General features: G+C 47.4%; 17 protein-coding genes and 1 pseudogene. 10 read left to right on the top strand and 8 right to left on the bottom strand.

All coding sequences use genetic code 11. The features are described from left to right. Nucleotides 1-121: 121 nt before the first annotated feature. Nucleotides 122-238, bottom strand: a pseudogene (gene csx18 / locus K4A83_RS16435) (CRISPR-associated protein Csx18); the annotation flags it as partial. 305 nt (nt 239-543) lie between these two features. Here csx18 and K4A83_RS16440 point away from each other — a divergent pair. Next, a complete protein-coding gene (locus tag K4A83_RS16440; RefSeq protein WP_265265716.1) occupies nt 544-1,344 on the top strand; it encodes a WYL domain-containing protein in 801 nt (266 codons plus the stop codon). Here K4A83_RS16440 and K4A83_RS16445 read toward each other — a convergent pair. Then, nucleotides 1,308-2,732 carry a protein adenylyltransferase SelO gene (locus tag K4A83_RS16445; protein WP_265265717.1) on the bottom strand — a complete coding sequence of 475 codons (1,425 nt, stop codon included), beginning with the start codon at nt 2,730-2,732 and terminating at the stop codon, nt 1,308-1,310. The two genes, K4A83_RS16440 and K4A83_RS16445, sit on opposite strands and share 37 nt — an antisense overlap. A 48-nt stretch (nt 2,733-2,780) precedes the next feature. On the opposite strand from K4A83_RS16445, the gene K4A83_RS16450 reads away from it, so the two are divergent. Continuing rightward, entirely contained in the window at nt 2,781-3,035 is a 255-nt protein-coding gene (locus K4A83_RS16450; RefSeq protein WP_265265718.1) for a chlororespiratory reduction protein 7, read from the top strand. A gap of 43 nt (nt 3,036-3,078) precedes the next feature. Here K4A83_RS16450 and K4A83_RS16455 read toward each other — a convergent pair whose 3' ends face one another. Together K4A83_RS16455 and K4A83_RS16460 are read right to left on the bottom strand one after the other, a co-directional pair. Further along, nucleotides 3,079-3,630 carry a DUF2854 domain-containing protein gene (locus K4A83_RS16455; RefSeq protein ID WP_407810060.1) on the bottom strand — a complete coding sequence of 184 codons (552 nt, stop codon included), beginning with the start codon at nt 3,628-3,630 and terminating at the stop codon, nt 3,079-3,081. Nucleotides 3,631-4,147: 517 nt separating this feature from the next. Beyond that, nucleotides 4,148-5,359, bottom strand: coding sequence for a hypothetical protein (locus K4A83_RS16460; protein WP_265265720.1), 1,212 nt, complete (start codon nt 5,357-5,359; stop codon nt 4,148-4,150). A gap of 187 nt (nt 5,360-5,546) precedes the next feature. On the opposite strand from K4A83_RS16460, the gene K4A83_RS16465 reads away from it, so the two are divergent. The 8 genes from K4A83_RS16465 (at nt 5,547) to K4A83_RS16500 (ending at nt 18,195) form a co-directional block, all read left to right on the top strand. After that, nucleotides 5,547-5,999: a GPW/gp25 family protein gene (locus K4A83_RS16465; protein ID WP_265265721.1), complete on the top strand. Its 453-nt coding sequence runs from the start codon at nt 5,547-5,549 to the stop codon at nt 5,997-5,999. 42 nt (nt 6,000-6,041) lie between these two features. Then, nucleotides 6,042-8,267, top strand: a complete 2,226-nt coding sequence (locus K4A83_RS16470; protein ID WP_265265723.1) for a putative baseplate assembly protein — start codon at nt 6,042-6,044, stop codon at nt 8,265-8,267. A gap of 61 nt (nt 8,268-8,328) precedes the next feature. Continuing rightward, nucleotides 8,329-9,546, top strand: a complete 1,218-nt coding sequence (locus tag K4A83_RS16475; RefSeq protein WP_265265724.1) for a phage tail protein — start codon at nt 8,329-8,331, stop codon at nt 9,544-9,546. Nucleotides 9,547-9,689: 143 nt separating this feature from the next. Further along, nucleotides 9,690-11,015, top strand: a complete 1,326-nt coding sequence (locus K4A83_RS16480) for a hypothetical protein (RefSeq protein ID WP_265265725.1) — start codon at nt 9,690-9,692, stop codon at nt 11,013-11,015. Between the two features lie 177 nt (nt 11,016-11,192). Continuing rightward, on the top strand, nt 11,193-12,596 hold the full coding sequence (locus tag K4A83_RS16485) for a cache domain-containing protein (protein ID WP_265265726.1): 1,404 nt from the start codon (nt 11,193-11,195) through the stop codon (nt 12,594-12,596). 8 nt (nt 12,597-12,604) lie between these two features. Continuing rightward, the gene (locus K4A83_RS16490) at nt 12,605-14,038 is read left to right on the top strand and encodes a cache domain-containing protein (protein ID WP_265265727.1); all 1,434 of its coding nucleotides are present in this window, start codon (nt 12,605-12,607) and stop codon (nt 14,036-14,038) included. 21 nt (nt 14,039-14,059) lie between these two features. After that, nucleotides 14,060-15,955 (top strand): cyclic nucleotide-binding domain-containing protein, encoded by a 1,896-nt coding sequence (locus K4A83_RS16495; RefSeq protein ID WP_265265729.1) that lies wholly within the window; start codon nt 14,060-14,062, stop codon nt 15,953-15,955. Between the two features lie 71 nt (nt 15,956-16,026). After that, complete coding sequence (locus K4A83_RS16500; RefSeq protein ID WP_265265730.1) at nt 16,027-18,195, top strand: WD40 repeat domain-containing protein; 2,169 nt, start codon at nt 16,027-16,029, stop codon at nt 18,193-18,195. 62 nt (nt 18,196-18,257) lie between these two features. Here the strand turns inward: K4A83_RS16500 and K4A83_RS16505 are convergent, their stop codons facing one another. The 4 genes from K4A83_RS16505 to K4A83_RS16520 all read right to left on the bottom strand — a co-directional run bounded on the left by K4A83_RS16505 (nt 18,258) and on the right by K4A83_RS16520 (nt 21,039). Next, nucleotides 18,258-19,238, bottom strand: a complete 981-nt coding sequence (locus tag K4A83_RS16505; protein ID WP_265265731.1) for an MORN repeat-containing protein — start codon at nt 19,236-19,238, stop codon at nt 18,258-18,260. Nucleotides 19,239-19,244: 6 nt separating this feature from the next. Continuing rightward, nucleotides 19,245-20,393 carry an 8-amino-7-oxononanoate synthase gene (bioF, locus tag K4A83_RS16510; RefSeq protein ID WP_265265732.1) on the bottom strand — a complete coding sequence of 383 codons (1,149 nt, stop codon included), beginning with the start codon at nt 20,391-20,393 and terminating at the stop codon, nt 19,245-19,247. A gap of 147 nt (nt 20,394-20,540) precedes the next feature. Beyond that, nucleotides 20,541-20,822, bottom strand: a complete 282-nt coding sequence (locus tag K4A83_RS16515; RefSeq protein ID WP_265265733.1) for a PIN domain-containing protein — start codon at nt 20,820-20,822, stop codon at nt 20,541-20,543. Further along, nucleotides 20,809-21,039, bottom strand: a complete 231-nt coding sequence (locus tag K4A83_RS16520) for a hypothetical protein (RefSeq protein ID WP_265265734.1) — start codon at nt 21,037-21,039, stop codon at nt 20,809-20,811. The genes K4A83_RS16515 and K4A83_RS16520 overlap by 14 nt, the downstream gene beginning before the upstream one ends. Nucleotides 21,040-21,188: the final 149 nt, after the last annotated feature.

Below are 21,188 nucleotides of genomic sequence, written 5' to 3' on the forward strand. Positions count from 1 at the left end.
GACGCAACTTGTATTGATAGGAAAGAATGAGCATCTTACGAAATGCAAGTGATTCTCTTAATTGTATTACGATTAAGAAAAAGCCGTCCTAGAAGGACGGGGCTTTAGACCCAGGGTTTTTGGTAATGACAGCCGCTAATCCGAGAGGCGCAATGAGCAACAGGGCGAGGGTGATGGCTCCGTTGGCGGCGGCGACTACGGTACTCCGCACAAAGGCGGCTCTTGTGGAGATGTACATAGGGCAGATGGCTCCATAGCTCTGATAGTTCTACTTTAGCTGAGGGGATGGGGGATTGTCTCAAATTTGCCGCTATTTTGCAATTGATTAAGAAATAGCTAAAAAGCTTGATATATAAGGGTTAAAGCAGGTTTAATAGAGGGAGTAAAAATAGTGGCTTTTTTGAGTATTAGAAACCGGGTTTTTGCTAGGGTGTACCGAGAAAACCAGACAATGAACACAACCCGGATTTGGCGCTGAAGCGCAACTACTAACCCGGATTTGGCGCTGAAGCGCAACTACTAACCCAGATTTCTGATTCAATTATGCCTCGCCCTTCTCAATCCCATCCTTATAGCGATCGCAAAACCTTTGAACGACTCATGGTGTTGATTGTCACTTTAGTCCGGTTTCCGGGAGTCGGCTGCCCCCAGCCCCTCGCCACCCGCACCGAATCCAAAGGACAACACAATGCTTTAGCCCAGTTACAAACCCAAATGCAAGCAGTGGCACGGGAACAAGGCTATGATTGGTCTAAACAGTATCCCTCCCTCGGAACCCTGCGCAAGGATTTAGAACGGTTGCGGGACTACGGCATTTTAGAACAACGAATGTATCGCTGGGGCTACTATTTAGGAACTGGGGTGATGACCGTGCGGGAATTACAAGCCGCCCTCAACAGTTTGGAGTCTCAGGGCAAGTATCAGGGAGATCCCGAAATTCGCCGGATCTATCAAAGCATTTTACAACGCTTGCGGGGGTTTCCCTTTCCCACCCAAGGGAGCAAAAATCAACCCTATCCCGTGCGGCAAAATATCAACCGGGCGATTAATTACACAGACCCCGATGAAATGCGGGAAAAACAACAATATCGAGACACCCTATTTCATTGTGTGCCTTTGTTAGAGGAGGTGATTGTTGGAGGCAAAGGGAAGGGACAGGATTATCTAGATTATCGGGTGGTTTTACCCAGGCGATCGCTTGACGAGTTTAGTATCTGGGTGCAACGCTACGCCGATAAAGCCCAAGTCTTATCTCCCCCGGTGTTAGTAGAGAAGCATCAGCAGATGGCCTTAAGGTTATTAGAGCATTATCCTTTCGCCCAGAGCGTTTCCAGTAGCCCATAAAAGGGCTCCCAATTGTCATCTTGTGCGATCGCCTCCCAAACCCTTTCAATCACCGGACGCAGGAGAGCCGTTTTCGGATTGCGATCGCCTAATCTCCCCTTCACCCCCGCCATTTCCCCCTCCGGCAACTCATTCAACGCCTGATAATACAACTTACGCCAACTATCCCAACCCTCCACCGGAAAAGAAGAACGCCAAAACACCTTTAACCAATCCTCCCGCCAACGAGGATCAAACTGATCCGCCAACTCCGCAAAAAAGCCATGATAACCCATCTCCGTTTCCCCCAACCGTTGCAGAGTCAAACTCACCAACTCCCGCCCCATCTCCTCCGGCAGCATCCCCTCCTCAAACCCCAACTTTCCCAACATCAACCGACGATAGGTGCGAAAATACACCTCATCAAACACCCCTAAACCCGCCTCCAACGCCTCCCGACTCACCACCAACTTAAGCGGAACCTGCAACTTCTCCAGATTCAAGTGACAAATCCCCGGCTGATTGCCATAACAATAGCGCCGCCCATAATCAAAATAAGCCGCCGTAAAATAGGGGTCATAACTCGGAATAAAAGCATAGGGGCCATAATCAAAACTCTCCCCCGTCATCGACATATTATCCGTATTCAACACCCCATGACAGAACCCCGCCGCCATCCACTGCGCCACCAACTCCGCCGTCCGCCGCACCAGAGCCTCATAACAGAGCGCGTAACGATCCTCAGCCAACTTATCCCCCGGAATCTCCGGATAATACACCCCAATCAGATGATCCAACAACCGCCCTATTAAATCCGGTCGTTGTAAAAAATGTAGCCGTTCAAAAGTCCCAAAACGCAAATGAGAGCGACTAAAACGCACCATCACCGACGACCGAGTAGGAGACGGTTCATCCCCTCGCCAGAGCGCCTCCCCCGTCTCAATCAAACTCAAACAGCGCGACGTTCTCACCCCCAACTGGTGCAACGCCTCCGCCGCCAACACCTCCCGCACCCCTCCCTTTAACGTTAACCGTCCGTCCGCATTACGAGAATAGGGCGTTCTCCCGGAGCCCTTCGTCCCCAAATCATATAACTCCCCATCCACCCCTCGCACCTGTCCATAGAGAAACCCCCGACCATCCCCCAAATAGGGGTTATACTCCCCAAACTGATAACCGTGATAGCGCAACGCCAAAAAAGGGCGCACCCCCATAAACAACCCAAAAGCCTCAATAAAATCATCATCCCGCACCTGTTGAGGACTTAACCCCAAAATCGGTAACAGTTGGTCATTGCGGAAGCGCAAACGGTGTTCAGGAAAATCCGCCGCCGTCACCACATCATAATAATCCTCACCCAGTTGTTCTAACGCGGGTTCATAGTTGAGAGACAGAAACGTATTAGACATGAGTTAAAGTAGTGGGAAACGACACAAAACAAAGGGGAAAACCCAAAAATGGCGGATTCTATTATGTACCAAGAAGATGGCTATGTGGTGCTTGAACCAGACCAGCCAGAACAATTTCTCTCCGAAGCCGAACTATTAGCCAAACTGCAAACCCTCCTCGAACAACAAACCGAACTCCCCCCCTACCTGCAAAAATTCCCCTCCTCCCAAGCCCAAGCCCGCCATCTCCTTGAAACCGCTTGCGAGTGGGACATTACACCCGGGCAATATCTTCAATGGTATGTAGTGCGCCTAGAAAAATAGTCCCTTATTAATCAATAATTATCAATTATTAATTATCAATTCCCTATTCCTCATTCACAGCAATGAGTGCCGCTTCAATCTCCGACTCCTCCACCTGTTCAACCGTGACACGGATTCCCGGACCAAAGAACTTTTCAATTTTCTCCCGTTGTTGTTGCCACGTTTCGAGAGGAACAAAAGGAGAGTCAAACTCCAGAATCAGGGCGTATTGCCCCTCAATAGCCGTTTCTCGAATTCCTTTAAGGATAGGGCGTTCCTCATCATTGGGACTTAAGCCCAAACGTTCGAGAGAGTCATCTAAATGGGCTTCTTGTCCGTAACGGTAGCGCGTGACATCGTTGCGAATTTGGTTCTGGGTAGGGGTAGCCTGTTGTTCCCGCAGGCTGAGGATTTCCGGGGAAGTTGGGACACTAAAGGGAGTCGGTTTCAGTTCCGCCGCTTTCAGCGCCAAGCCACCCAACAACAGGGGAACCCCATAAAAAAAGCCAATCAAGTTTAAGGTAGGTTTCCCCAAGGCATAGGCGACAACGCCCATTAGGGTGAGACTTAGCCCAACTACCAGGCCAAGTAATCCAAGCGGTATTTTGCGGAACATGATCTTATGAGAAAAATGTTAAGTTTTGTTTTCCATTTTACCCTGAAATGTGCAAAGAATGATTGAATGTATCCCCCCTAGCCCCCCTTTGGAAGGGGGGAATTGGAGTATCCCCCCTAGCCCCCCTTTGGAAGAGGGGAATTGGAGTATCCCCCTTTAGAAGGGAGAGAACCGTCCGGAAGTCCCCCTTTGGAAGGGGGATTTAGGGGGATTCTGCTTAAATGAGGACAAAAACTCACCTTTTCCTTACTGAGTGAATGTATCCCCCCTAGCCCCCCTTTGGAAGAGGGGGGAATTGGAGTATCCCCCTTAGAAGGGAGAGAACCGTCCGGAAGTCCCCCTTTCAAAGGGGGATTTAGGGGGATTCTGCTGAACTGAGGGGAAAAACTCACCTTTTACTTACTGAGTGAATGTATCCCCCCTAGCCCCCCTTTGGAAGGGGGGAATTGGAGTAGCCCTCCTTAGAAGGGAGAGAACCGTCCGGAAGTCCCCCTTTGGAAGGGGATTTAGGGGGATTCTAAGGATTGGCAAAAGTGTTAATTTCACCGTTACCAATGCGGCGAATGGGAGTCGATTGTTGTCCCATTTGGGGGCCACTTGGATTGAATGAGTTATTCTGCCCCCGATTAGGCTGTTGCTGGGTCATATTGGGGTTATTAAACAAGGGATTAACCCCAGTTGCATTATTCCCCTGGGGCATATTGGGAACGCCATAATTGTTAAAATTGGGACTCACATTACGAGAGGAACGAGTGGGGGGGACATAGTAGGGCATAGTGGGAGTCTGTCCCGTCTGACCTCGAACATTAGGGGGAGGATTGTTGATATTCCCGTAAGGAGTGGTAGAGTAGGAGTTCCCATAGTTGGGTTGTTGACCTAATCCTTGGCTGGTAGCCGGATTATAGGGATTATAGGGTTGCCCCGTTGCAGGAGTATTCATCCCCGTTGCAGGAATTTGGGCATTCATCCCGGTTCCATTGCTGCCAGTATTGCCCAGAGTAGAGGGATTCGGATTGGGGGATGTGGTGGCGGTGTTGCTGCCTTGAGGATTGCGGCTTGAGTCTTGTTCTGAGTCGGCCTCATTGGCTTCCCCAGAGGGTTGATTGATTAAAGATAAAGCCTGCTGTAGCGGACTCATGACCGTTGGCTGAGAAACCGTTCCCACAGGTTTCACTGAAGGCAATTGAGTTAATTTAATCCAAGCATTAGTCTGTTGAGAAGACCCAGGGGAGGGGGAATCTTGACCGTTGGTGGTTTGTTTGAGTAAATCTGCGACGGAGGCAAATTGTCCGGTATCGTTGGGAATTAACCCCGGTAATAGGGGGTTATCTGTCCCAGTTGTCAGTCCAGTTGTCAGTTCATTGGTTGCAGAGGTTGGACTTTGGGAAGGATTATCTGAGGGTAAATCCGTTTCCGCGATGGGCAATTCTGGGGTGGGAACTGTGGGCAGGTTCAACTGTTCCATTAACAAGGAGACATTATCCACATCGGCCATAGCGGCTAATTCTTCTCGGGTTAAGTCGGGATTAGCGGCCAAGAGTCGGTCAATCACAGATTCCCCTTGGGAATATTCTAGCCATTGGGGGTTTTGACTATAACTCCAGAAGGAAAAGCCCAACAGTACCGTTATAACCATAGACCCGACAAATAAGGGTTTGCGGTAAAAGGGAATGGGGGGTTGTAGATGTTTGTCTGGATGATTGGCTGTGTAAGGGGAATTAGGAGACATAGGAATTTACAGCGATCGCTTTCAATAGTCCTACCTCTACTCTACCCCACTTTTCTGGATTCAACCCAAGACCATCCTTGAATAGATAGGCCGAGTATTCCCCCAAACTCGACCTTAGTCGAATGGTTATTAACCGTTGCCGCGCCTAGATTGAACAGCATGGTGATTGACTAGGAAAAATCTGTCCATGCCCTTACTCCCCGGTTCTCAACCCCCAACCGATTATCTGGGTCAAGGATTTGCCTTTCCTTGGCGGGTTAACCCCCAGGGTGCCATTCAACTCAGTGCAGCCCAGCAGAATGTTGAAGAATCCATGCGTATTATTTTGGAAACCAGTATCGGTGAACGGGTCTATCGTCCTGATTTTGGTTCTCGGTTGTCAGAATTAACGTTTGCCCCCCTCAATTTAGACACCCTGATTTCCATTCGGCGCTTTGTCGAAGAGGCGCTGAGTATTTGGGAAGCGCGCATTATTTTGGATGAAGTGAAAACCATCCCGGATGCTGAACGCGGTCGTGTGTTAATTGAGATTAACTATCGTCTCCGGGCTAATTATGTCCCCGGCACTCTGATTTATCCCTTTTACTTGATGCCCCCAGAAGAAGCCATAGCAGAAGGAGAGTTGAACCCAGATTATTAATCTCCTCTAGCCCCTCCACCTATCCCCTCATCCCAGTGATTTATGGAATTCCAGTTCTTACCTAACCTCCCCAAAGCCAACCTTGATGACCGCACCTTTGAGGACTTAATCGAAGAATGTCTCTTGCGCATTCCCCGTTACTGTCCCGAGTGGACCAACTACAGTCCCAGTGACCCCGGAATTACCTTGGTAGAACTGTTTGCTTGGTTAACAGATCAAATGCTCACCCGCTTTAACCAAGTCCCCCGTCGTCAATACATCACGTTTTTAGAACTCCTTGGCATCCGTCTACAACCACCTACCCCGGCCACGACACCCATCACCTTTTACCTAGTCGGAGAGTTACCCGAACGCTACACCATCCCCACAGGGATTGAAATTTCCACTCTCCGCACGGCCACTGATGCGGCGATTGTCTTTAATACGGACTATCCTTTAATCATTGGTCAACCGCGCTTACGTCACCTGTTGAAGGCGCGCCAACAAGAAACCACTCCCCAACTGCTGCGAGATCCTTTGGTGAATTTTTGGAGTCAACAGCCCGATGGCGCTTGGGGTGGGCCGGAGTTAGCGATTTTTGATGACCAGCCCCAAGCGGGCAATTGTTTTTATTTTGTGTTTGACCCTGATGAACCCTTAGAGGGCAATGTTTTAGCGATTAATGTTAAGGGACAGGAGGCCACCCCCACGGGGATTAATCCTCAAGCGCCGCCTCGAATTTGGCAGGCCTGGAATGGGACGGAATGGGTGTCGGTGTTATTAAACGAGTCGGATGATACGACTCAAGGGTTTAGTTTTAATCAACTGGTTTTAGAAGGGGGCAACCCTTTACAGGGGGCGGATGTGATTGTTCACCTGCCCCAAACCTTCCCGGTGGCCCAATTTTCTACCTATCAGGGGCGTTGGGTGCGTTGCTGTTTTAGTTCCCCTAGCCCCCAAAGACCGCCTTACAGTGCCTCTCCTCGCTTGGTGGGGGTGGATGTGCGCGCTATTGGGGGGACGGTGAATGCTAGTCAAGGGCGACGGGTGGAACGGGAGGAGGTGGGGGTGAGTGATGGCACTCCGGGTCAGAAGTTCCAACTCCAAGAAACGCCAATTTTGCCGCGCAAGTCGGAGGAGGAATATCTGGTGGTGGTGACTCCTTTGGGAATGCCCCAAGTGTGGACGGAGGTTCAAGATTTTGCGGACTCGGGCCCTAATGATTTCCACTACACTTTAGATTCCATTACGGGTGAAATTCAGTTTGGGCCGTTAATTCGGGAGGCTATGAGTTTACCCACTCAAACCGCTCGCAGAGGTCAACAACAGGGCGGCTTACAAACGAGAACAACGGGGGAGTTGACCCGGTTTGAGGGGTCGTTCTCGGGCGGACTGATGACGGGGGAAATGCAGCGTTTGGAACGGCAATATGGGGCGATTCCCCCTCGGGGGTCGCGGATTATTATGGCGGTTTATCACACAGGAGGGGGGGCGATTGGCAATGTGAAGCCTAACACCCTAACGGTGTTAAAGTCGGCGGTGCCTTATGTGACTCAGGTGACGAATTATGAACCGGCTAAGAATGGCTCGGATGCGGAAACGTTAGAACAGGCGGTGATTCGGGTGCCGCGCTTGTTGCGCAGTCGCGATCGCGCTGTTACGCCAGAAGATTTTGAAACCCTTGCTCTACAAGCGGGACAGGGGGCAGTGGCGCGGGTGCGCTGTTTACCGGCCGATGCCCGTCATGCCGGGAGCATTCAATTGTTAGTGGTGCCGCAAACCAACACCCGAGGCATTGAGGAGGAACAGGGGATTGCTCCGGAGCAGTTTAGTCTGACTCCCCAGTTAAAAGAGTATTTGTTAGCCCATTTGCGCGATCGCACTTTATTAGGGATTCAGGTGAAATGCGAGGAACCCCAATATATCGGGGTCAGTGTCCAGACAGAAATTTCCCTCGAACCCATTTATAACACCCCCGAAGCCCGACAAGAAATCCTCTCCCGTCTGCGCATTGCTTTATATCGTTTCCTCAATCCTCTCACCGGGGGACCCCATGGACAGGGCTGGGCTTTTGGTCGTCCTGTTTACCCCTCAGATATTATTGCCCTCTTCCAAAAAGTCCCCGGCATCCTGTATCTAGGGGCGATTCAACTCTTTGCCATCCAATCAGTAGAGGGGCAATGGACAAGGATGCCCCCCACCTCCATGATTGACCCAGGCCCCAACGGTTTAATTTGTTCTTGGTCTGATGCTCGTGCTTCCTTGGGACACATTATTAACGTGATTTAGAACAACGAGATAATGGCAATAAACTAAAAGCTAAAACTTAACCCCCTATTCCCTATTCTCCATGACTCAATCTCTTGATCTCCAACTGATTCCCATGCAACTCATCCCAGCTACTCCTGTTGAGGAGACAAGGGGGGAGGCTGAGTTAATCATGACCGCTTCCAGTGTAAAAAATCTGGTGGTGCATCCCGGAGAACCCACAGAAATGGTGATTCAGTTGGAAAATCGAGGGACGCGCAATTTTCGCTGGAATGCGCAAATTCAGAGCAATTTTCCCCCAGAATGGTGTGAGATTATTAACAATAATACCCTGTTACGACCGGGGGAACGGGTCAGCGCGGCTCTGTTGTTTCAAGTTCCTGAAAACTTTTTTGAACAGGACTTTCTCCCGAGAATTCCTCTGAGATTAGATTATGATGCCCGGATTAATATTTATGGGAGTGATCTCCCAGAGGAAGAACCCGAATCATCGGAAGAAGTTGCCGGAGAAATTGAAGCAGAACCCCTTACAGAATCAGAAATTGAGCCAGAAGAGCCGGAAGCAATCGCCGGAGAAATTGAAGCAGAACCCACCATAGAACCTGAAGCGTCAGAAACCATAGAAGGGGAAATAGTGGGGGGAGAATTGGAAGAAATCCCCCCCGGAATGGAAGCTGTGGATTCGCCAGATACGGAACTGTTTACCCTCGTTCAATTTGCGAACTTTCAGGTATTTATTCGCCCCCAAAGTCTGTATCGGGATTTTGTCCCCCGCATCTTTGGGGAAATTGACTTTTTAGGGCGTTTCCTGAAGATTTTTGAACAGGCGTTTGAGCCGGATGTTCTGACGTTAAATGCCCTCTGGGCTTATTTAGACCCTTTACTGGCTCCAGAAAGCCTGTTACCCTTTTTAGCCCATTGGGTAGGGTGGCCGATTCAGCCTAATCTGAGTTTAGACCAACAACGGCCGCTCATTCGCAATGCGATCGCCCTGTATCGTTGGCGGGGTACCCGTCGAGGATTACGTTTTGCCCTGCACCTAGCCACCGGACTCCCCCTTGTGGAAAGTGCCTCAGAAGATGAACAGCCTATCGGGATTTATGAATCCTTTAGTCGGGGTTTGGTGTTGGGGGATACCTACTTAGGGCAAGATGCCACCCTAGGGGGAGGCCGCCCCTACCATTTCACGGTTAGATTGCGCCCCCCTGATGGTTATGAGTTAGATCAAACCTTAATTCAAGTGGTAATAGACCAAGAAAAACCCGCTTTTTGTACTTATGATTTGGTGATTGAGTCTTAAACTTTCCCCTGAAGGGAGAGGGAGGGAATAGGTAATAGGTAATTGATAATTGATAATTGATAATTTCTCCCCTGCTCCCCTGCTCCCCTGCTCCCCTGCCCCCCGACACCCGACTCCCTATTCCCTATTCGATTAAACTTGAAATGACTTCTTTTTCCTATCCTCCAATTCATCCCCTAGAGCGCTTAAATGTAACCGATGGTTTATTGTTAAACGCGGAATTGTGGCAACTGGCCCATTATTACCATCGCCAACGGCAAAATATTCACTATCAAGCCCTCAATCAGGGGGGAATTGTCTGTGGGCTAGGATTGTCCCTGATTGAGCCGGGAGGAGAGATTAAGGCCGAATATCGCGATCGCCGTTGGTTACGCATTCAACCCGGCATTGCCATTGATAGTCGGGGCAATCCCATTATTGTCAGTGAATCCCTAGATTTTCACCTCGCCTCCGTCGCCGAAAAAGAACCCCTTTGGGTGTACTTAGTTCTGCGTTATGTGGACCCGGAAAAATTACAATGGAAAACCTCCCCCACTATTGTCCGGGAAACCTTCCGTCTCGACGAAAAAACGACCCTCCCCACCGATCAAGAGGTAGAATTATGTCGGATTCTCTTACAACCCGGCAATCTAGAATTAAGTCACCCCGTTGATGTCTTTCATCCCGGTTTTAATCAGTTAGATTTGCGCTCTCGGGTACAAGTGCAGGCTAAGGCAAAAGGTTTTGTCCGCGTTGCCTATGCGGTTCAAGAAGGCACGAGAGAACCCCAACGGGAGGAACAGTGGGGAGAGCTTCTCTGTGCCTTACCCGCGCTCTATCCAGCCTTAGTGGGAGATCCCCAAGTGACAGCCATCAACCTCGCCCAGAGTAGCCTTGAACAACTGATCGGTTATACCCTGTTGTCAGTTAAACATCAACAGTTTGTCAAGTTGAATGAGGCTGAAACCCAACGGTTAAAAGAATATGTGGCACAGGGGGGGTTAATTGTGGTGGACTTGCCCGCTTGGGAGACGGTGATTGATGAATTGAAGGTGATTGAGAAGGATTTAATGGAGGCGATCGCAGATATTGGGGATAATCAAGGTTTACAAGACGCTAAAAACCAACTCATCCAGGAACTTGAAGCCATTCAACAGGAAACCAGCCACCAAATTAATCAACTCAAAACCGAAGCCCAGCATTTAGTTGAAACCTTTGGCGTAAATACCCCCAATTCGGGACAATTAGATCGTCACCACCCTCTACGTCGTCTCCCCTTCCTGTTCAGTCAGTACCCCATTGTATCGAACAAACCCATTGAGTTTTTAAATTGGGGTGGAATTGTCTTTATCATCGGCAATTTAATCCAATCTTGGGGCATTGATGAGGAGTTTGCACAAACAAGAGAAAGTATTCGGACTAATCATGAAATGGGGATTAATTTACTCCATTTTGCCTGGTGGAGACGGCAAATGATACAAGCACGGTGAACAATAAGAGATGGGGGTGGGGGAATTGACAATTGACAATTGATAATTGACAATTAATAATTGATAGTTGACAATTAGAACGTATTACCCATTCCCGATTCCCCAGTGAACAGTAGTCCGTAAAATTTGGAAATTGATAATTATTAATTGTTAGTTGCTCCCTATTCCCTATTCCTTATGATCAATAACTCTGGTTCTAAACTCCCCTTACGCTGGATTTTTATTATCCCCTTTATGCTACAAATTCTGGTAGTTGTGAGTGTAGTAGGTTGGCTTTCATGGTGGAGTGGTCAACAGGCAATTACTCGCGCTATTGTACAACTGAAATCAGAAATCAGTTCCCGTACACAAGAACAACTGGATCACTATTTTAGTCATCCTACCCGACTGTCTGATTTAAACTTACAAGTCGTAGCATTAGGAATGCTAAATGTTAATGATCCAGAGCAAATAACTCGCTACTTTGCCCAGCAAATGCGACTCTATCCCGTCAGTTTTATTAATTTTGGGGATGAACAAGGAAATTATACCGGGGTTGGACGATCTCCTAATGGGGAACTCTATCTAGAAATTCAAGATACAACTGACGACAATACAGGTTTGACCACTTATCGTTTAGATGCTCAAGGAAATCGGGGCAGTGTAATGAATCAAAGGGAAGTGTATACTTTTAAATCCGAGGAGTGGTATCAGAATCCTGTGGAGCAAAGGAAACCCCTGTGGACTGATATTTACCTGTGGGATGATAGTTCGGGAATCTTTTCTATTTCGGTGAGTTATCCCCTCTATAGTAATCAAGGTCAACTCTTAGGTGTAATGGGAGTTGATTTGGTTTTGTCGGAAATCAAAAAGTATTTAAAATCTCTCGCCATGAACTATGGGGGAGCAATCTTTATTATTGAACGAGATGGGACAATTGTTGCCCATAGTTCCGAGGATCAATCAGACTATCAGGTTGAGAATGGAGAACTGACGCGGAGAAATGCGCTAGAAAGTAGTCATCCAATGGTTCAAGGTGTAGCTCAACAGTTAATTGATGAATATGGAACTTGGGATGCCGTTCCGAAATCTCAGGGTTTTAAGTTTAGGATGGGGGGAGAATTACACTTTGTTGAGGTGATTCCTTGGCAAGACGAATTAGGCTTAGATTGGATGATTGGGATTATTATTCCTGAGTCTCAGTTTACAACGGAGTTAACAAACAATACTCGTGTAATGATTATAGTCTGTGTGGTGGCGCTGATTATCGCTTTTGGTTTAACGATTTATATTACGTCTTGGATTACTCGTCCATTGGAACAATTAAATCAAGCGGCTAAAGATTTGAAATCCGATCGATTTCAGCCCATGAGTTTGTATGCTGTCACCTCACGACAGGATGAGTTAGGCGAGTTAGGGCGCACGTTTCAGGATATGGCGTTGGTGATTAGCGATCGCCAGAGCAACTTTGCCAATCAAGTGCAGCAACTGCGCCAACAAAATTCCCAATTTAAGCAAGGTCAAGAAGATGCCAAAAATCTAGAACTGGCTTACTTTAAAGCCTTAAAGAAAAAAGCCCAAAGTTTACGGCGCAAATCTTAAATCTGACCATGAAATATATCTCCCTTAGAACCAGTATTCCTTTACTCACCATTGCCCCCCTTGTGTTAGCTGTTGGCTTGACAGGTGGGTTAGCGTTTTACAATGCCCGACAAACTATTGATCAACTGTCCTCAGAGTTAAGTCAGGAAATTGCCGCCCAAGTCGCCCAAAAAACGGAGAGTTTTTTGACCGTTCCCCGACAAATTAATCAACTGAATTATGATGGGTTTCAAAATGGGAAAATTAATCTGAACAATCTAGGGCTGTTAGAACGCTATTTTTGGCATCAAATTCAGGTTTTTAATACGGTGAGTTATATCTATTTAGGAACATCAACCGGGGAGTTCCGAGGGGCGGAACAAGTGGATGGGGGTTTCCAGATCGGGGTAGTTGGAGCGAGTACCAATTCCCTGTTTTTAACCTATAGTGCGACTTCCACAGGCGATCGCAACCAATTGGTCGATCAAGGCGATCGCTATGATCCCCGGATTCGGCCTTGGTACACCGCCACCGTTGCCGCCCAGCGTCCCATCTGGAGTGAAGTCTATACTGATTTTAATAGTCGTCAATTGGCCATTACCGCCACTCATCCCGTGAAAAATGCCCAAGGCGAGTTAGTGGGGGTTTTTGCAGTTGATGTGTTTTTAAATCGTCTCGATGACTTCCTCAAAAGCTTAAAAATTGCCGAAACGGGACAGGTGTTTATTATTGAACGAGATGGGTTTCTCATTGGGAGTTCTGGCAGTGATCCCACCGCTATCCCCGAGGGAGAAGAGATGCAACGGGTTTCTGTGGTAGAGAGTCAAAACCCGATCCTCCAAGCAACCGCTAATTATCTAGTGACGAGGTTTGGGGACTTGAGTTTAGTCCAAAATCAAGATCACCAATCCTTTCGGTTTGAGGGAAATCAATACTTTGTCCGAGCGCAACCCTTTCGAGATCAAGGGGGGTTAGATTGGTTAATTGTGGTTGTGATTCCCGAGGCAGATTTCTTAGCTCAAGTGAATGCCCAAACTCAAATGACTCTGTTGTTTGGTTTGGCTGCTCTTGTTTTAGCGGCTGGGGTGGGTTTTGTCCTCAGTAATTGGTTAGTGCGTCCAGTCATGCGTTTGAACGATGCGGCCTTGTCTATTACAACCCGCCGTTTTGATGACCAAAGTTTAGAGGATTTAGTCCAACGCTCCGATGAAGTGGGGGAGTTTGCCCAGGCTTTTCGGGATATGGCCGTTGTGGTAGGCGATCGCACCCAAAGTTTAAGCGAACAACTCGAAGAACTGCAAGACGATCCTCCCCTCCCTCCCCTCACTTCAGAATCATCCCTCGGGTCAGAGGAACAAGTCACCGAACGGCAAGATTCCTATAAAACCCTTCGCGAACGCGCTCAAACCCTCCGCCAACAAGCCCAAGTCCACCATCGCCAAGATTCCACCCCAACCCCCTGAAATGTTACCCCATGAATGCCCATGTCCTCTAGTCATCATCTCCGTCGAACCGTTCCCCTGGTCATGATTGCCCCCCTCGTCGTTGGAGTGGGAGTGACAGGCCTTTTAGCCTTTCTCAATGGGCGAAGTACCGTCAATGACCTCGCCCAGCGTTTGGTCGATAATATCGCCCAACGGGTTGAAAATGAAGTGGTAGCTACAATTACACTGCCCCATCAACTCAATCAATGGAATGCCGATCAACTCCGTCTGGGACTATTAAATCCCGAGGACTTATCCACCTTTGAAAAACCCCTGTATTCCCAACTGCAACAGACTCCCTACTTTGCCTATGTATACTGGGGCAACGAACAACGGGAATTCGTTGGGGCGGGTCGTGTTCGCAATAATCAAGTCGTTTTAGCCCGCTCCAATGCTGAGACAGATTACTATTATTACAACTACGAAGTGGATGCTCAAGGCAACCGAGGGGCGAGACAGTCCATTGAACCCGAACCCTATGATCCCCGACAACGGCCTTGGTATCAAGATGCAGTGGCCGCCAAACAAGCCACTTGGGGGTCGATTTATATTTGGGCCGGTGGTTATGAAGACATTGCCCTCCCTGCCGTTTACCCCGTCTTTAACCCAACCGGGCAACTACAAGGGGTTTTCGGGATTGATATTTCCTTGGGCAATCTGAGCGAATTTTTGCGCGGATTAGGAGTCGGCAAAACAGGACACACCTTCATTATTGAGCGAGATGGTTTATTAGTCGCCTCATCCAGTCAAGAAGGTTCCTATGATGCCCAATTAAGGCGAGTCGAAGCCATTAATAGTCAAGAACCCCTCATCCAAAACACCGCCCAAATGTTATTGAATAACATGGGCAGCTTTACCAGTCTTGATGATTACCAAAAGTTTTCCTTTCGCTGGCAAGGCAAACAACATTTAGTTCGAGTTCAACCCATCCGGGATGCTTACGGACTCGATTGGCTCATTGTGGTGGTCTTACCCAAAGCCGATTTTATGCAGCAAGTGAACCTACAAACTCGTCTCTCTATTATCTTAGGCCTTGCTTCTTTGTGTCTTGCCATTATCCTAGGCTTAATTTTAGGCTATTGGGTCATCCGTCCCATTGTACGCCTCAATGAAGCCGCCACAGAGTTAAGAACTCAACAATTTGAACCTAGCACCATTGAAGATTTAACCCGTCGTTCCGATGAAATTGGCGAATTTGCCCGTGTGTTTCAAAACATGGCTATTACCCTAGATACTCAAGAACAGAGTTTAGAAGAACAATTGCAAGAAATGCAATTACAACTGGGTGATAAATATCGAAAACTTATCCGAGGTCAAGGTCAAAATTTAACTGAACTTAAACAAATTCAAAAAAAAGCCAAACTGATTCGAGAAGTTAAAAAGATTGAAATTAACTTAGTTGAAGCCTTAAAAAAAGTGACGTATTTTTCCAGTCTTAAAGAAACTGAAATTCAGCAAATTATTGAAGCAGGCTATCAAAAAGTTTTTGATACTGGAGAATATATCTGTCGGGAAGATGAACCGGGGGATGAATTTTATATTATTGTCTCAGGAACCGTGGAAATCTTTGTAGAGAAAATTAACAAATACTTGACACAATTAAAACCCGGTGCCTTCTTTGGCGAACTTTCCCTACTGATCGGCATTCCCCGCACAGCTACAGTTATTACTCGCGAAGAAACTCGTTTATTTATTCTCAATCGGGAAGCCTTGGGGACACTTTTAAAACAGTATCAATCCTTAGCCGATGAGATTACACACCAACTCAACTTACATCAAGCCGAATTACAGGAACGTCAAGAACTTTTACGCAAATATGGCTTATTGGATGATGACTTTAATAATAACCCCATGCGCTGGGTGCAAAATCGAATGAAAACACTTTTCGGAGTTTAACCAAACCCAACTATTTATAGCGTTTCCAAATCATTGATCAACTCCCAGATACGCCCTATCTTCTAGATTTTATGAATACTTTAACCAGTTTACTCACAACCCAACTCTCCCATAAAGATTTAACCCTAAAAGCCGATAAATCTGGGGCAAACTTTACGATTCAAGTGACGAACCAAAGTGATAAATTTGCCAGTTTTCAAATTGAAATTTTAGCCGCAGGTTTAGATGAAAAAGCGGCTAAAGATTGGTGGACAATTGCCCCAGATGTTTCCACCAAGAAGCCCCCCGGTGATAGCACAGAGTTTGAAATTGAAATTGTTAAATCTCCGCTACCCGGTTTTGCCGGATTAGTCAATTTAACCGTGCGGATTTTTTCTATTGAATTACAAGTCGAAGATCGTCATGTGATCCGCCTAACCGTAGAATCTGATGGCATTACGGCACTTAAAGGAGAATTGCCTGTCACCACATTCCAAGCCACCCCCGGAACAAAAATAGACATTCCCTTGCGCCTCCTCAATCCAAGTAAAGGCACCGTCACCACCGAAGTTAATCTATTAGGATTACCTCCCGCGTGGCATCTGTCCGCAGAATCCCAGAAAACCATTGATTTAACCTCTCAACAGTGGCACGAAATTGAATTATCCGTAGAAATTCCCAGCTTATCGGTTCACTCCTCAGCCTTACGCACTCAAACTTATCCCTTTCAAATTGAAGCTACTCCTAGCCAAGGAATGGGGGTCAAAGTTGGCGGAAAAATTGAAATTCTGCCCTCGGGAAATGTACTGTTTTCAATTACACCTAGAGGGCAGCGTGTTCCTGTTCTCTCAAATCAATTCCGCTTTTCGGATCTCTTGCCTAAACTGGAAGTTCCCCCAGCTATTTATATATTAGAATTTACCAATCAGAGTAATATTCCTCAACAGGTCAGTGCTAATATTTTAAAGTATCAACGGGAAGAAGATCGCAAGGCCTGCGCTTTGGAAATAGTTCCCCCTGAAGCAACCATAAACCCTCAAGAAACTCAGGAGTTAGAGTTAATTGCACAACCCCGTCGTCCTTGGGTCGGGTGGAATAAAAAGCTATTGCTGGAGTTATCTGGGGTGATTTCTGATGAGCGAGTGACTTTAGAAAATCCTGACCAGCAAGTAGAGTTAGAGGTCTTTCCCATTATTCCCCGGTGGTGGCAGGGAGTGTTAGCCTTGCTGGTGGTGTTGTGTTTGTGGTGGTTGTGGGGATTCAAGGCCACGTTACGGGAACATAGCGCTCCGGTGAATGTGGTGCGTTTAAACGGATTGGGGGATTGGGTGCTGAGTGGGTCTAATGACCAAACGGTGAGACGTTGGGGGGTACAGAATGCTCGACGTTTGGAGGCGTTAGGGGTGTTTACTACAACGGAGAAAGCGGTGCGCACGTTACATTATCGTCCGGTGGATAACAATGTGATGGCGATGGGGTTGGAAACTGGGGAGGTGCAGTTATGGGATTTGTTGGGTCAAAGCACTACTCCGCAAACCTTGATTTTTCAACGGGATGACCGGGTGTTAGATTTGGAGTTTACCCAAGATTCTCAGTATTTGTTCAGTGGTCATGGGAGTGGGTTAGTTTTGAAGTGGAATGTGGGACGATCTCAAGGACGAGGGACGACTCCTGCACAACCGGAGTTACAACAACAGTTAGATTTTGCGATCTATGATCTGGCTTTGGTGGGGCCGCGGGAGGACTATTTAGCCATTGGCGGCCGTTATAATCAGTTGCTGTTGTGGAATTGGTCGGGGAATGAGCGCCAAACGATCAACTACCCTACGGGAGGACAGGATGATTATATTACCAGTCTAGCCACTTCCCGAATGACCAATTTATTAGCTACGGCCGATAATCAAGGCCGGATTATGATTTGGGATTTGGAGCAGTGTTTGGGCAATAATAGTCAGGATTGCCCCATTGTGGATCAGTGGCAACAGGAGGATCGGAAAGCGGTCAGAAGTGTGGCTATGAGTCAAGATGGTTGTTATCTGGTCAGTGGGGGGGATGATGGACGCTTGATGTTGTGGGTGTTGACGGAGACGGGACGACGGGCGGGCAAGTATATTAGCGGACAGGTGATTGCTAGACAACGGGCTAAAATTAATGCGGTGGACTTGTTGGTTGTGAATGACCGGGTGGTTTTGGTTATGGGGGATGATCAGGGGAAGGTGCGGTTATATTCTCACCGACGGGAGGCGACGAGTTGCCGTTAGGGGGAGGATTGAGTTAGAAACCAGAAGCCCACACCATACCTGATCGGCTTGGTGTGGGGAGTTCACCGCGCCCGAGAGATGCCACGGGGAGCGCCAAAGACGAATTCTCCCCGATAACTTTGACCATTGGCATAGGTGGCTACGCCAATGCCATGAGGGGCTCCAAAGCGTAATTCTCCACTGTAGCGATCGCCATTGGTATAGGTGCAAGTGCCGCGACCAGTAAAGGTAAAGTCGTTGAATTCTCCTTGACAGCGATCGCCATTCGCCGTAATAATCTGCCCCGGTCCATTAGGCTGACCCCGATAGAAATTCCCCGTAAACCGAGAACAAACCACTTGCCCCCCTCTCACCAAACAGGCCGGAGTGGTCATAGTGCCTTGTCCGTGGGGTACACCGTTGCGAAACATCCCATCGTAGCGCAGACAGCGTAATTCGGCCCCATAGGCTTGGCAAATACCATAGACAAAAGTCCCGCGACCCTCGGGCCGACCGTTACGGACTCCCCCAAAGTAGCGACTATCTCGCTTGTCCACATTTTCCATCGTGATCAGATTATTATTGACCACAAATAAGAAATTCTCTGTTTCTAGGGAGCGAAACGTAAATTGACCCGTCCCATGAGGTATTCCATTTAGCACCTCTCCATCGTAGCGGTCATCATTGCCGTAGATAAATCTGCCCCGCCCATTGGGTCGGTCATTGCTAAACTGTCCTTCATAAATGGTGGCTAAATTATCATCCCCGCCCCCATTGCCCTCGGAAAAATAGAAAACTCCTTGACCTTGACGCTGACCATTAACAATCGTCCCGCGATAGTACCCCTCGGGATATTCACAAATCCCACGACCTGTAAAACCGTTGAATTGTCCCTCACAGCGTATGCCGTTGGGTAGGGTAATAATGGCTTGTGCGATCGCAGGTTTAGCCATTGTTACAAGACCCAGTAGCGGTAAACCGGACGTGATGAAGAGAGTTTTCGCCAGTTTTGTCCAGATGTCGCCCATAATATAAACGGTTCCAAATGCCGAAATTTTGCTCACTTCATTCTAACCTAACAATTTCGAGCGTAAATATTCCAAATGAGACAATTCATGAGTGGCCATAACCGTTAAGCGGAGACGACTGGTGGGAACCGTAGGAGGACGAATGGCCGGGAGAAAAATTCCACAATCATAGAGTTTTTGCCCATAATCCAGCGCCATTTTTGGACTGTCTACCTTTAAACACAAAATTGGCGACTCCGAAGGTAAAATTTCAAATTGATTTATTAAATTTTCCTTAATAAACTTGACATTCTCAAAAATTGTGCTACGTCGTTCTGGTTCACTTTGGACAATGTGCAAAGCCGCCAAGGCCGCCGCCGTATCTGCCGGGGAAAGTCCAGTCGTATAAATCCAACTGGGGGCGCGATTTCTCAGGAAATCAATTAACACTTTAGACCCGGCAACATAGCCGCCCAAACTGCCCAAAGCCTTGCTTAAGGTTCCCACTTGAATTAACTCGGCTCCAGTACAATTAAAATGTTCCACACAGCCCGCCCCCGTTGCCCCCATAACCCCAGTTGCATGGGCTTCATCCACTAATAGCATCGCCTCATAATCTTGGGCAAACTGGAGTAATTCCAGCAAAGGACAGAGATCCCCATCCATACTAAACACCGTGTCCGTTGTAATGAGACAACGGCGATAGTGTGGGCGATATTGCTTTAATTTAGACTCAAGATCCTCTAAATTATTATGCAAATAATCAATCGTTTTTGCTCCGCTTAAAATAGCCCCATTTTTCAAACTAGAGTGATTATATTGATCTCCTAAAATCAAATCCCTTGCGCCAATCAAAGCGGCAATTGTGCCTAAATTCGCGAGATAACCAGAACTAAAAACTAAGGCATCCTCCGTTTGTTTTAAAGCCGCAATAGCCCGTTCTAATTGTTGATGGAGGGGGCGGTGTCCACTAATTAAACGAGATCCCGTGCTACCCGTGCCGTACTCTCGCACAGCTTGCACAGCGGCCTCAATTAAACGGGAATCTCCCGCCAGTCCTAAGTAGTCATTGCTGGCAAAATTAATCACCATTTTCCCTTCTAATTCCACTACTGCTCCCCCTCGTCCAGCAATAGTTTTAACGGAACGATACCAATTAGCCCGGTGAATTGTTTCGAGAGATTTTTCTAGCCAACGATAAGGATTAGACATATTTTGTTTGCTCCCCAGTTTGATTAAACACCGATTCACCAATCAAACTAATTTTTCCCCCTAGCATGGCAACCGTGCTATAGCGAACCTATCTGAGTCGTGCAAAAAAGGCTCGCCTGGAATCGACATAGGACAATAGCCCAGAGTTCACGTCTCATTAGGACTAGCTATATACACATCTAAAGCTTTGAGCAATAATTCAGGCTTTTCCAGACCAATTAAATCCTCTTCAATTAAGTGACTTAATACTTCTTGAATTTTCTCTCTTTCAACCTGATAAACTTTTTGGAGAACAAATACCACCTCGCAAGCCACTTCAATCGGTAAATTTACCCTATTATTTTCAATGATTTCCGCTGCTTTGGCTGATAATATCTCATGGTCATTCAGGATGTAGCGAAGAATAATGTTTGCATCAGCGATCGGCATACTTTTCCCCTGCTGCATTTTCCCAAGCAGTAGATTCTAAAGAGATTAAATCCGGTTTAGCATAACTTTGTAAGACACCTTTTAAGCTTTTTCTTTGAACCGGATTAGTTTTTTTCGTGAACACAACAATCTCGACCTGTTGCCCGGAAAGTTCGGGAGGTAGGTCTAATAAAACCTGACCATTTTTCACGGTTTGTACTGTGCGGATAACTTCCATCAATTAAGCCACTCCATTAATGATTTGACACTCCTCGGCCTAAAGGCACGAGGATTCTTGGTTCACAGACTCGCCATAACCTAGCAGGATTGCTCCAACCAGGCTAGAGGGCAAATCTCCCCAAGCTTTAGATCCGGTATGCCCTACCG

It is taken from the genome of Spirulina subsalsa FACHB-351, assembly GCF_026130165.1.
Taxonomy (GTDB): domain Bacteria; phylum Cyanobacteriota; class Cyanobacteriia; order Cyanobacteriales; family Spirulinaceae; genus Spirulina_A; species Spirulina_A subsalsa_A.